Raw genomic sequence first — 12147 nt, forward strand, 5'->3', positions numbered from 1 at the left:
GTCACCACGGCAGTTCCCGCCCGTCGTACGCCCAGAAGCGGCCGGTGTCGTCCGTGGTCAGGCGGTCCAGCATGTCCAGGATCTGCGATGCCGCCCGGTCCGGCTTGCGCACCTCCAGGCCGGTCTTGGCGAAGGGGGCCGACAGGGGCGTGTCCACGGTGCCGGGGTGGACGGCGACGCAGAGCGACAGGGGACGGGTGCGGGCCAACTCGATGGCCGCGGTGCGGACGATCTGGTTCAGCGCGGCCTTGCTGGCGCGATAGGCGTACCAGCCGCCGGCGCTGTTGTCGGCGATGGAGCCGACCTTGGCGGACAGGGCGGCGAAAACGCAGCGCCGGCTGGCCGGGAACAGGGGCAGCAGGTGCTTGGCCAGCAGCGCCGGGCCGATGGTGTTGACGGCGAAGGCGTGCGCCATGTGGGCGGGGTCCAGCTGGCGCCAGGTCTTCTCCGGGGCGAAGGGCTGATACGGCTCCGGCCCCGGCCCGTGCAGGAAACCCGTCGCGACGATGACGGTGCGCAGGGACAGGCCCGTGTCCCACACCCGCCGGGCCAGGGCGGCCACCGCGCATTCGTCGGTGATGTCGCAGGGCGGGTCCTCCCGCCTGCCGGTCAGGATCACATGGGCATGGGCGCCACGTTCCTCCAACGCGACGGCCAGGGCCCGGCCCAGCCCTCCTGCCCCGACCACTACAGCGCATCCGTCCGGCGCCGAACCGTTGTAGCCCATCATCCCGTCACCCTCACGCATCCCGACCACGCCACTAGGCCGCTGGCCCGGGTGGACCAGAGGTCGTGAGCGGTACGCGTAAGACGGCGAAAAGGATCAGTCCCTAGCCTTAAGGTGAGGTCGCCTGCGCCACCTGCGGGGCCAGCCCCCCGCCGACAACGGCCTAGCCGCCCTGCCGACGCCGACACGCTTGACGCCCTCGCCCTCTTCGACCGCATGCGGCTGGCCGAAGTCATCCGCGTTTGCCGCAGCCTGTCAGAAGGCCGGTCGCGCCCTGTTCAGCGCCTCGCACATCCGCCGCGCATCGTCGAATGACGCGGATCAGTTGCGGAAGTACCTGCAGCAATTTAGGCTGGAGTGGGCGGGTATCACGAGTTAAACGATCTTCAACAGGGCAAAGCAGTCATTTGAGCCTTCACGGCCCTGGGCTTGGTCTAATCCTCAGGGAGGCCGTCATACTCTCCTGTACCAAAGGGCTTTTCGTAGCGGCGGCAATAGCCTTGGTCACGCTGAGCAGCCCGGCATATTCCCAATCACCCGCGCCCTTTGTGCTTCCGGGATCTTCCCAGCAGGGAGCCATGGATTTCGCCTTCCGACCCCTGACCAGCGCTGCGGCCCTGATCCACGGTGATGGACACCTCATCCTGTCCATAAACAATAGCGTCCCCACCCCCTTGCGGGAGCGTCTTCACACTGTCGGCCACATGCCGGAACAGGTGGACACCATTCTTCTGAACTTCGCCCACCGGAATAATATCGATGGGCTGGTGCAAGATGGCGCCCGGGCCTTCCCTAATGCCATCATTTACGTGGATGCTTTTTGGCTTTCCGCTGGCGCTAACGACGGCCTCGTCGACGATACTGGACCGTGCCTATGTCCGCCGTGTGCTGGCTCCCTACCTGAACGTCGGCAAGGTGAACGCCTTCGATAAGGACATACTTATTCTTCCCCATATCACCGCCCATGCACGCCATGTCGCCAGCGAATTCACTGCTGGCAGCAGCAGCTTCCAAATGAACTTCCCCAAGCTTGGCATCGTCGGTAGCGACTTGTTCCTGGACGATTGAAAAAGGACCGATCCCACCGGACAGGCCCCTTCCCCGATCACTCCTTCAAATACTTGGCCAGCCAGTCCCCCACCTCCTGGTAGAAGTGCCGGCTGTCCTCGGGCTTGGTGATCCAGTGCCAGGCGTCGGGCCAGACCAGCAGCCGGCTGGGCACGTGCTGGTGCTGCAGCACCGCCCAGGCCTCCAGCGTGTTGCCCAGGGGCACGCGGTAGTCGCGCTCGCCGATGCTCATCAGCATGGGCGTCTTCCAGTTGGCGGCGTAGGTGATGGGGCTCTGCTCGCGCCAGATGGCGTTGCCTTCCCAGGGCGGGCCGCCGTTGTTGACCTCGCGGTTGTAAATGCCGTCGCTCTCGCCCCACTGGGTCAGCAAATCGACCTCACCGGCGTGGCTGACCAGGCAGCGGTAACGGGTGGTGGTCGCCTCCAGCCAGTTGGTCAGGTGGCCGCCATAGCTGGCGCCGCCGGCGCACTGGCGACTGGCGTCGATGAAGGGGAAGCGCCTGATGGCCTCGTCCGCCGCCTGGTTGATCTCATCGGCCGGGGTCTTCAGCGGGTCCAGCTTGATGGCCTGGGCGAAGGCCTCGCCGAAGCCGGTGGAACCGGTGTAGTCCGTCATCAGGACGACGGTGCCGCCCGCGCTGGCCGCCAGCAGGTGATAGTTCCAGCGCAGGCCGATCTGGTCCGGGTTGTTGCTGGCCGCCCCGCCGTGGATGAAGACGAACAGCGGGTACTTCTTGTTGGGATCGAAATGGGGCGGCAGCACGATCATGCTGTGGATGGTCCGCCCCTTGGCCGAGGTGACGGTGAAGTGCTGCGGCGGCTGCCAATCGATACCGGCGGCGACAGCGGTGTCGATGGTGGTCAGGTTGGTATGGCCCCCCTTCTCGCCTTCCATCCCGCTGGCCTTCCCATTGGGATCGATCTTCACGATCTCCGCCGGGTTCACCGAGCTGCCGTACTGGGCGATCAACTGGAGCTTGCCCGACTTGGGCAGGGACAGCGCGGTATAGCCGCCGACCTTGGGCTGGGCCACCAGGGCGGGTTTACCGCCCTCGGCCGGCACGCTGTACAGGTTCTCCGACGCGCCGTCGGGCGCCAGCAGATAGACGGTGCGGCTGTCGGGCGACAGGGCGTACTGCGTCGGTTGGCGGTCGAAGTCGCGCGCCACCAGGGTGGCGGCACCACCGGCCGGCCAGGCCACCCGGGAGAGGCGCGGCAGGTTGTACACCTCATCGTTCTGCGGCATGTGGGTGAAGTAGAGATTCTTGCCGTCCGGGCTGAAGGCCGCGTGGCCATAGCCGCCGGGCGCCGCCGTGATCTCTCGCGGCTCCGCCCCGCCCGCCGCCGGGATGCGGTAGAGATGATAGGGCACATGGGCGAAGGCGGCGTTCCAGCGCGCCTGCGTCGCCTCGAAGATGATCTCGCCGCCGTCCGGGCTCCAGATGGGGGACAGCGACACACTGCTCTCCCCCTGCATGCCGCTGAAGCCGTCGGTGTGGGCGAAAGCCGTGGGCGACAGGACGTCCCGGGCCACGGCACCCGGCTCCAGCCCCTGCACCATCACCGTCGGCTGCCGGTCGTCCAGCCATTCGTTCCAATAGCGCACCGGGAAATGCTCATAGGTGCGGACGTTGTATTTCCGCGCCTTGCGCTCCGCCGCGATCTTCTTGTTGGCCTCATCGTCCGTGGCGCCGGGAAAGACGCGGCTCTCGAACAGGATGGCCTTGCCGTCGGGGCGCCATTGGGGATGGCTGGCACCGGTGGAAACGGTGGTGACGCGCCGCGCCTCCCCGCCCTGGGCCAGGTCCAGCACGTAGATCTGCTCGACCTCATCGCCCTCCCGCTTGGCGGCGAAGGCCATGCTGCCGCTGTCGGGCGACCAGACGGGGTCGTTCTCGCCGCCCTTGGTGTTGGTCAGGCGCCGGGGGGCGGCGCTGCCGTCAGTCGGCACCAGCCACAGGTCGGTAACCGACTTGTCCTGCTCGTACGAGGGCTCGACCACGGAGAACAGCACCCACTTGCCGTTGGGACTGGTGATGGGCGCGCCCACGCGCTTCATCATCCACAAGGTCTCATGCGTGATCGGCTTCTTTTCAACCGTCTGCGCCGAGGCGCCCAAAGCGGTGAAGGCGCAACCAGCCAACAGCGCGCCCGCCAGCACGCGCGTCACAGAATGCCTCATTCCCATCCCTGCCTGTTTATGGTTCCCACGTTGGGGGTAACCATACCAGGGAGGTGAGGCTGTATCAAAATTTAAGCCTGGGTTAAGTCGTCGCGTCCAGACCACCTACTCGGTCCGATGCACGATGGCTTCGCGGTTCGCCTTCAACAACGCAATGAATTTGAGACGGATCGTGTCCATCAAGCTGTAAGGCAACAGCCCGTAGACAACGCTGGCTGCGTCGCCGGGACGTAGTGGCCGCAGATCGGGCCCCGGCCAGACAAAGCGGTTGGCTTCGGTAAGGACCACCCATGACCGCTCGCCATCCAAGCCCAATCGGTGCTTCGTGGCGGGTGGAATTTCAACTGCGTGATCGGGGTTGGAAGGGAATGAATGCGTGACCGGGAGAACCGTCACCACTTCATCGCCGTCCTGCGTGGTCGTCACAAGAATGACAGCACACGGCCGATCTTTGCTGCCTTCATCCTGGCCGCGCAAATACTCCCGTCGCCACAAATAACTGTAGCGCAGCACCAGCCCCTGCGTCGGTTTTGGAAAAGCCACAGATCAATGAGGATTTTCAGCGTCGAATGTCGCGGCCCGTGGGTCGGGACGCGAGCGCTCCAACGCCTCAATGTCGGCATCCGTGAAGTCACTCAGCGCGAGTACTTGCCGATCGCGTCGTTTGAGACGTGCATATTCCTCAGTGGAAATCAGAATGGTCGGCTCCCGGCCGTCACGGATGACCGCCACCGGTTCACGCTGGGCGATGTCCTGATAGCGCCCAATATCGCGCTGAAAGTCAGTCGCCGATACCTTTAGCATTTCCACCGCTCCCACCGCGTCGATCTGAGCAGTTTATGCAATTTGCCCATAACGAGCAAATGGGTGGGACGCCCTGAACAGTCAATCAGTCCGAAAGTCCGCCCCGCCTTAGACGGCGTTCACCGGCCGGCCGCCGGGCGCGCCGTACAGCTGGTGCGCCCGGGCCTCGAAGGCGGCGACCATGCGGCGCACGGCTTCGCCGAACAGGGCACCGATGATCTTCTGCAGGATGAGGTTGCGGAACTCGAAATCCACGTAGAAGTCCAGCAGGCAGCCGTCGGCGTGCGGCTCGAAGATCCAGTGGTTGTTCAGGTAGTGGAACGGACCCTCGGTATAGGCCACGTCGATGCGCCGGCCGGGCTCGCTCAGCACCACCTTGGAGGTGAAGCGCTCCCGCACCATCTTGAAGCCGATCACCAGGTCGGCCCAGAAGGTGTTGCCCTCGCGGCGACGGATGCGGGCCGCCACCGCCCAGGGCAGGAACTCCGGATACTTCTCCACGTCCGCCACCAGCTGGAACAGCTGTTCCGGCGTGTAGGGCAGGACGCGCTTCTCGGCATGCGTGGGCATGAGGCTTACTCGGCGGCGGCTTCGGCGGCAGCTACAGGCAGCGGACGGCCGGCCAGCTTGGCCTCGCGGGCTTCGCGCAGCTTGACGAAATCGTCGCCGGCGTGATGGCTGCTGCGGGTCAGCGGGGAGCTGGACACCATCAGGAAACCCTTGCCCCGGGCCATGGTTGCATAGCTGGCGAACTCATCCGGGGTAACGAAACGGTCCACCGGCGCATGCTTGGGCGTGGGCGCCAGGTACTGGCCGATGGTGATGAAATCCACATCCGCCGCGCGCAGGTCGTCCATGACCTGGCCCACCTCTTCCTTGGTCTCGCCCAGGCCGACCATGATACCGGACTTGGTGAAGATGCTGGGGTCCAGCTCGCGCACCCGCGACAGCAGCGACAGCGAGGTGAAATAGCGGGCGCCGGGGCGGATGCCCGGGTACAGGCGCGGCACCGTCTCCAGGTTATGGTTGAAGACGTCGGGGCGGGCCTCCACCACCGTCTCGATGGCGCCCTGCTTCTTCATGAAGTCGGGCGTCAGCACCTCGATGGTGGCCTCTGGCGCCTCGCGGCGGATGGCGCGGATGGTGCGGGCGAAATGCTCGGCACCGCCGTCGGGCAGGTCGTCGCGGTCGACGGAGGTGACCACGACGTGCTGCAGCTTCAGCCGCGCCACGGCCTCCGCCACGTTGTCGGGCTCATGCGGGTCCAGCAGGTCCGGGCGGCCGGTGGCCACGTTGCAGAAGGCGCAGGCGCGGGTGCAGACGGCGCCCAGGATCATGAAGGTGGCGTGGCGCTGCTTCCAGCATTCCCCAATGTTGGGGCACGCCGCCTCCTCACACACCGTGTTCAGCTTCAGGCCGCGCATCAGGTTGCGCGTCTCGTTGAACACGCCGCCGGCCGGGGCCTTCACCCGCAACCATTCCGGCTTGCGCTGAATGGGGTTGTCCGGGCGGTTCTGCTTTTCCGGATGGCGGATCTTGTCGGCGGTCATGGGCATGCAGCCTTTGAAACGAATGTTTCCTGAAACATAAGGGGGCCGGAGCGGAAGGCCAAGTGCGCCGGGCGAACCCCACGCATGCACCACCCGCCCCGGCCCCCAATATCAGAACCCCCAAGCCCCAGGCCTCACACCAACGGCATGAGGCGGAACCTCATGCCGTTGTAGGATGCGACTGCATCCGCCGGAAGTTTTCGGGGAACGCAGTGGACTGAAAACTGAGGAAGCCAAGCCCGCGGATGCGGGCGCCCGGCATCTGAGGGAATGCTTAATAATGAATCGCGCGGCCGTAGGCGGCCAGCACCAACTCATGCATCATTTCCGACAGGGTCGGGTGGGCGAAGATGGTGTGCATCAGCTCGGCCTCGGTGGTCTCCAGGGTCTTGCCGACGACGTAGCCCTGGATCAGCTCCGTCACCTCGGCCCCCACCATGTGGGCGCCCAGCAGCTCGCCGGTCTTGGCGTCGAACACCGTCTTCACCAGGCCCTCGGCCTCGCCCAGGGCGATGGCCTTGCCGTTGCCGATGAAGGGGAAGCGGCCGACCTTGATCTCATAGCCGGCGGCCTTGGCCTTGGCTTCGGTCAAGCCGACGCTGGCCACCTGCGGGTTGCAGTAGGTGCAGCCCGGGATGTTCAGCTTGTCCATCGGGTGGACGTCCTTCACGCCGGCGATCTTCTCCACGCAGATCACGCCTTCATGGCTGGCCTTGTGCGCCAGCCAGGGGGCGCCGGCCACGTCGCCGATGGCGTAGACGCCCGGCTCGTCCGTGCGCAGGTAGCCGTCGGTCACGATGTGACCGCGGTCCAGCTTCACCTTGGTGTTTTCCAGGCCGATGTTCTCGGTGTTGGCCTGGATGCCGACGGCGGTGATGACACGCTCCACCGTCAGGGTCTCCACCTTGCCGCCCACCTCGACATGGGCGGTGACCGTGGTGGCGCCCTTGTCCAGCTTGGTCACCTTGCCGCCGGTGATGATCTTCATGCCCTGCTTTTCGAACTGCTTGCGGGCGAAGGCGGAGATTTCCTCATCCTCCACCGGCAGGACGCGGTCCATGACCTCCACCACCGTCACCTCAGCACCCAGGGTGCGGAAGAAGCTGGCGAATTCGATGCCGATGGCGCCGGATCCCACGACCAGCAGCGACTTCGGCATGGTGTCGGGGACCAGCGCCTCCTTGTACGACCAGACGAACTTGCCGTCCGGCTCCAGGCCCGGCAGGGAACGGGCGCGGGCGCCCGTCGCGATGATGATGTGCTTGGCCGCCAGGGTCTGGCTGGCACCGTCCTTGGCGGTCACGGTGACCTTGCCGCCGCCGGCCAGCTTGCCGGTGCCGTCGAACACCGGCACCTTGTTCTTCTTCAGCAGGCCCTTGACGCCGGCCGACAGCTGGTTCGCCACCTGGCGGGAGCGCTTCACCACCTTGGGCAGGTCGAAGCCCACGCCGCTGACGGTCAAGCCGTAGGCGTCGGCGTGCTTCATGTAGCCGTAGATCTCGGCGGAGCGCAGCAGGGCCTTGGTCGGAATGCAGCCCCAGTTCAGGCAGATGCCACCCAGGTGTTCACGTTCCACCACCGCGGCCTTCAGCCCCAGCTGGGCGGCGCGGATGGCGGCGACATAACCGCCGGGGCCGGCGCCCAGGACCAGCACGTCGAATTCGGTATCGGCCATTTCGGTCTGTTCCCTTCAAAAGGCGCCGGGACCGCCCAACCCGTGGGGCGCTCGCCCTGCGCTTTTGGTCAACGACAGGAGAAGTCCCCGGAAGCGGCGGGCGCTTCCGGGGATGCGGCATCACAGCATCAGCGTGATGGGGTCCTCGATCAGCTTCTTCAGGACTTGCAGGTACTTCGCACCCACGGCCCCATCGACCGAGCGGTGGTCCACCGTCAGCGTCAGGCTCATGACCGTGGCCACGGCCAGGGCGTCGCCCTTCACCACCGGCCGCTTCTCACCGGCACCCACGGACAGGATGCAGCTCTGCGGCGGGTTGATGATGGAGGTGAAGCTCTTGATCCCGAACATGCCCAGGTTGGACACGCTGAAGGTGCCGCCCTGGAACTCCTCGGGCTTCAGCTTGCCTTCCTTGGCCTTGGCGGCCAGGGACTTCACCTCGGCGGAGATGGTGGCCAGGCCCTTCTGGTCGGCGTTCTTCACGATGGGGGTGATCAGGCCGCCGTCGGTGGCCACGGCCACGGAGACGTCCACGCCCTCGTACTGCAGGATGCCATCCTCATGCCAGGAGACGTTGGCCTCCGGCACCTTGCGCAGGGCGACGGCCACGGCCTTCACGACGAAGTCGTTGACCGACACCTTCTCGCCCGACTTCTCGTTCAGCTGGGCGCGCAGCGCCAGCAGGGCGTCGATCTCGCAATCGACCTGCAGGCCGAAGTGGGGGATGGTCTGCCAGGCCTCGGTCAGGCGCTTGGCGATGGTCTTGCGCATGCCGCTGTTGGGCAGGACCTTGTACTTCATGCCCAGCTTGTCGGCCAAAGCCTTGGCGTCGATGCCCTTCGGAGCAGCGGCCGGAGCCGGCGCGGCGGCGGCCGGAGCGGTGGGGGCAGCGGCGGCGACCGGGGCGGCCTTGGCGGCCCCACCCTTCAAGGCGGCTTCCACGTCGGCCTTCACGATGCGGCCGGACGGGCCGGTGCCGGAGACCTTGGCCAGGTCCAGGCCGGACTGGGCGGCCATGCGGCGGGCCAGCGGGCTCGCGAACACGCGCTTGCCGTCATGCGCCGGAGCGGCGGCCGGAGCCGGAGCGGCGGCGGACGGGGCGGCCTCGCTCTTGGCCGGGGCCGGGGCGGCGGCTTCGGTCTTGGCCGCCGTGGGGGCAGGCGCCGGCGTAGCGGCGGCCTTGGGCGCGGCGTTCAGGGCGTCGGCGCTCTCGCCTTCCTCCAGCAGAACGGCGATCTTGGCGTTCACCGCCACGCCCTCAGTGCCCTCGGGCACCAGGATTTTGCCCAGCGTGCCCTCGTCCACGGCCTCCACTTCCATGGTGGCCTTGTCGGTCTCGATCTCGGCGATGACGTCACCGGCCTTGATCGTGTCGCCTTCCTTCTTCACCCACTTGGCCAGCTTGCCCTCGGTCATCGTGGGCGACAGGGCCGGCATCAGGATATCGATCGGCATGGGTTTGATCTCCCCCAGGGGGCCGTGGCGTCAGGCCAGGCGCCCCAAATCTCTGACGGATGCGGCAGAAGGCGCCCCTTCCCATGACAGGGTCGGGGCGCCTTCCCGGCCGGTTCAGCGGTACAGCACGGCCTTGGCGGCGGTGACGACGTCATCCACCTGCGGCAGGGCCAGCTTTTCCAGGTTGGCGGCGTAGGGCATGGGCACGTCCTTGCCGTGCACGCGCACCACGGGCGCATCCAGGTAGTCGAAGGCGTGTTCCATCATCACCGCAGACATTTCCGCGCCGATGCCGGCGAAGGGCCAGCCCTCTTCCACCGAGACCAGGCGGTTGGTCTTCTTCACGCTTTCCACGATGGTGTGGACGTCCAGGGGACGGATGCTGCGCAGGTTGATGACCTCGGCGCTGATCCCCTGCTCCGCCAGCTTGTCGGCGGCGGCCAGGGCCATGCCCACCTGCAGCGAGAAGGCGGTGATGGTCACGTCCGTGCCGGCGCGCTCGATCTTGGCGCGGCCGATCGGGATGATGAAGTCCGGATCGGTCGGCACCTCGAAGCTGTGGCCGTACAGGATTTCGTTTTCCAGGAAGACCACGGGGTTCGGGTCCCGGATGGCGGCCTTCAGCAGGCCCTTGGCGTCGGCGGCGCTATAGGGCGACACCACCTTCAGGCCCGGAATGTGCGCGTACCAGCTGCTGTATTCCTGGCTGTGCTGCGCGGCCACGCGGGCGGCGGCGCCGTTGGGGCCACGGAACACGATGGGGCAGCCCATCTGGCCGCCGGACATGTACAGCGTCTTGGCGGCGGAGTTGATGATGTGGTCGATGGCCTGCATCGAGAAGTTGAAGGTCATGAACTCCACGACCGGGCGCAGGCCGCCGAACGCCGCACCCACCGCCAGGCCGGCGAAGCCGTGCTCGGTGATGGGGGTGTCGATCACGCGGTCGGGGCCGAACTCCTGCAGCAGGCCCTGGGTCACCTTGTAGGCGCCCTGGTACTCGGCCACTTCCTCGCCCATGACGAAGACGCTGCCGTCCTTGCGCATCTCCTCGGCCATGGCGTCGCGCAGGGCCTCGCGCACCGTCATGGTCTGGGTATTCTTGAAGAAGCGGTCCTCGTCCGACGGTGGCGGGGCCACCGGGGCCTTCACCGCCGGGGCGGCGGGGGCTGCCTTGGACGCCTCCTCCTTCGGGGTGACGGCGGCCTCGCCCTGGGCGGGCTCGGTCTTGGGCGCGGACGGTGTGTTGGAGGCGCCCTTGGCGGCGCTCACGTCGCTGGCGCTCTCGCCTTCACCGGCCAGCAGGGCGATGGCGGTGTTCACGGCCACGTTCTCGGTGCCTTCCGGCACCAGGATCTTGGCCAGGGTGCCTTCGTCGACCGCTTCCACTTCCATGGTGGCCTTGTCGGTCTCGATCTCGGCGATGACGTCACCGGCCTTGATCGTGTCGCCTTCCTTCTTCACCCACTTGGCCAGCTTGCCTTCGGTCATGGTGGGGGACAGGGCCGGCATCAGGATATCGATGGGCATTTTCTTATTCTCCGGCCAGCGATCAGGCTTCGACGAGGATATCGGTCCACAGCTCCGACGCGTCGGGCTCGGGGCTGCTGGTCGCGAAGTCGGCGGCCTCGGTGACGACGGCCTTCACATCGCGGTCGATGACCTTCAGGCTTTCCTCGTCGGCGTAGCCCTTGGTGAACAGCAGCGACTTCAGGTGGTCGATGCAGTCATATTCCGACCGCATCTTGTTGACCTCTTCCTTCGTGCGGTATTTGGCCGGGTCGGACATGGAGTGGCCGCGGTAGCGGTAGGTCTTCATCTCCAGGATCATGGGGCCGTTGCCGCCACGGACGTAAGCCACGGCCTCGTCGGCGGCCTTCTTGATCTCCAGCACGTCCATGCCGTTGACCTGCTTGCCCGGGATGCCGTAGGCGCTGCCGCGCAGGTACAGCTCACCCGCCGAGGCGCGCTGCTGCGAGGTGCCCATGGCGTACTTGTTGTTCTCGATGACGTAGATCACCGGAAGCTTCCACAGGGCGGCCATGTTGAAGGACTCATAGACCTGGCCCTGGTTGACGGCGCCGTCACCCAGGTAGCAGACGTCGATGCAGCCGTCCTTCTTGTACTTGTGGGCGAAGGCCAGACCCGTGCCGATGGGGGTCTGGGCGCCGACGATGCCGTGGCCGCCGTAGAAGTTCTTCTCGCGCGAGAACATGTGCATCGAGCCGCCCTTCCCCTTGGAATAGCCGCCCGCGCGCCCGGTCAGTTCCGCCATCACGCCCTTGGCGTCCATGCCGCAGGCCAGCATGTGGCCATGGTCACGGTAGCTGGTGATGACGCTGTCGCCCGGCAGCTGCGCCGCCTGCATGCCCACCACCACGGCCTCCTGGCCGATGTAGAGGTGGCAGAAGCCGCCGATGAGGCCCATGCCGTACAGCTGACCGGCCTTCTCCTCGAAGCGGCGGATCAGCAACATCTCCTTGTAGTAGTGGAGGAGCTCCTCCTGGGTCGGCTCCGGCGCTGCGTTCTCAGCGGGCTTGGCACGGCGTCTGGTGGTCGTGGCCACTGGCGTCTCCCTTCTCAAGCGTGGGCGTTTAGCGTCGCAATTCCCTTGGGGGGCAGCCCCGGGGCATTCCGGGCCGGGTCGGCCGGCACGGCATCACTGCTAACCGCAAGTGCAGCGCAACGC

The 12147-nt window shown here is 66.4% G+C and carries 11 protein-coding genes; 1 reads left to right on the plus strand and 10 read right to left on the minus strand.

The annotated features are described in order from the left end of the window. Position 1 precedes the first annotated feature (1 nt). Positions 2-748, minus strand: a complete 747-nt coding sequence (locus UAA55_RS24100; RefSeq protein WP_322955951.1) for an SDR family NAD(P)-dependent oxidoreductase — start codon at positions 746-748, stop codon at positions 2-4. Between the two features lie 738 nt (positions 749-1486). Between UAA55_RS24100 and UAA55_RS24105 the strand changes: the two genes are divergently transcribed. Next, the gene (locus UAA55_RS24105; protein WP_322955952.1) at positions 1487-1795 is read left to right on the plus strand and encodes a hypothetical protein; all 309 of its coding nucleotides are present in this window, start codon (positions 1487-1489) and stop codon (positions 1793-1795) included. Between the two features lie 37 nt (positions 1796-1832). On the opposite strand, the gene UAA55_RS24110 is transcribed toward UAA55_RS24105, so the two are convergent. The 9 genes from UAA55_RS24110 to pdhA all read right to left on the minus strand — a co-directional run bounded on the left by UAA55_RS24110 (position 1833) and on the right by pdhA (position 12024). After that, positions 1833-3977: a S9 family peptidase gene (locus UAA55_RS24110; protein ID WP_322955953.1), complete on the minus strand. Its 2145-nt coding sequence runs from the start codon at positions 3975-3977 to the stop codon at positions 1833-1835. Between the two features lie 105 nt (positions 3978-4082). After that, positions 4083-4490, minus strand: a complete 408-nt coding sequence (locus tag UAA55_RS24115; RefSeq protein WP_322955955.1) for a hypothetical protein — start codon at positions 4488-4490, stop codon at positions 4083-4085. A 33-nt stretch (positions 4491-4523) separates the two neighbouring features. Then, the gene (locus UAA55_RS24120) at positions 4524-4781 is read right to left on the minus strand and encodes a type II toxin-antitoxin system Phd/YefM family antitoxin (protein WP_145616306.1); all 258 of its coding nucleotides are present in this window, start codon (positions 4779-4781) and stop codon (positions 4524-4526) included. Between the two features lie 108 nt (positions 4782-4889). After that, positions 4890-5351, minus strand: coding sequence for a type II toxin-antitoxin system RatA family toxin (locus UAA55_RS24125; protein WP_145616304.1), 462 nt, complete (start codon positions 5349-5351; stop codon positions 4890-4892). Between the two features lie 5 nt (positions 5352-5356). After that, a complete protein-coding gene (gene lipA, locus UAA55_RS24130; protein WP_322955957.1) occupies positions 5357-6337 on the minus strand; it encodes a lipoyl synthase in 981 nt (326 codons plus the stop codon). 268 nt (positions 6338-6605) lie between these two features. Beyond that, complete coding sequence (gene lpdA, locus UAA55_RS24135) at positions 6606-8006, minus strand: dihydrolipoyl dehydrogenase (protein WP_322955958.1); 1401 nt, start codon at positions 8004-8006, stop codon at positions 6606-6608. A 120-nt stretch (positions 8007-8126) separates the two neighbouring features. Beyond that, entirely contained in the window at positions 8127-9461 is a 1335-nt protein-coding gene (locus tag UAA55_RS24140) for a pyruvate dehydrogenase complex dihydrolipoamide acetyltransferase (RefSeq protein WP_322955959.1), read from the minus strand. A 114-nt stretch (positions 9462-9575) separates the two neighbouring features. Next, positions 9576-10988, minus strand: a complete 1413-nt coding sequence (locus UAA55_RS24145) for a pyruvate dehydrogenase complex E1 component subunit beta (protein WP_145609314.1) — start codon at positions 10986-10988, stop codon at positions 9576-9578. 22 nt (positions 10989-11010) lie between these two features. Continuing rightward, positions 11011-12024 (minus strand): pyruvate dehydrogenase (acetyl-transferring) E1 component subunit alpha, encoded by a 1014-nt coding sequence (gene pdhA / locus UAA55_RS24150; protein WP_322955960.1) that lies wholly within the window; start codon positions 12022-12024, stop codon positions 11011-11013. Between the last annotated feature and the right edge of the window lie 123 nt (positions 12025-12147).

It is taken from the genome of Nitrospirillum guanabarense, from assembly GCF_034653355.1.
GTDB lineage: Bacteria > Pseudomonadota > Alphaproteobacteria > Azospirillales > Azospirillaceae > Nitrospirillum.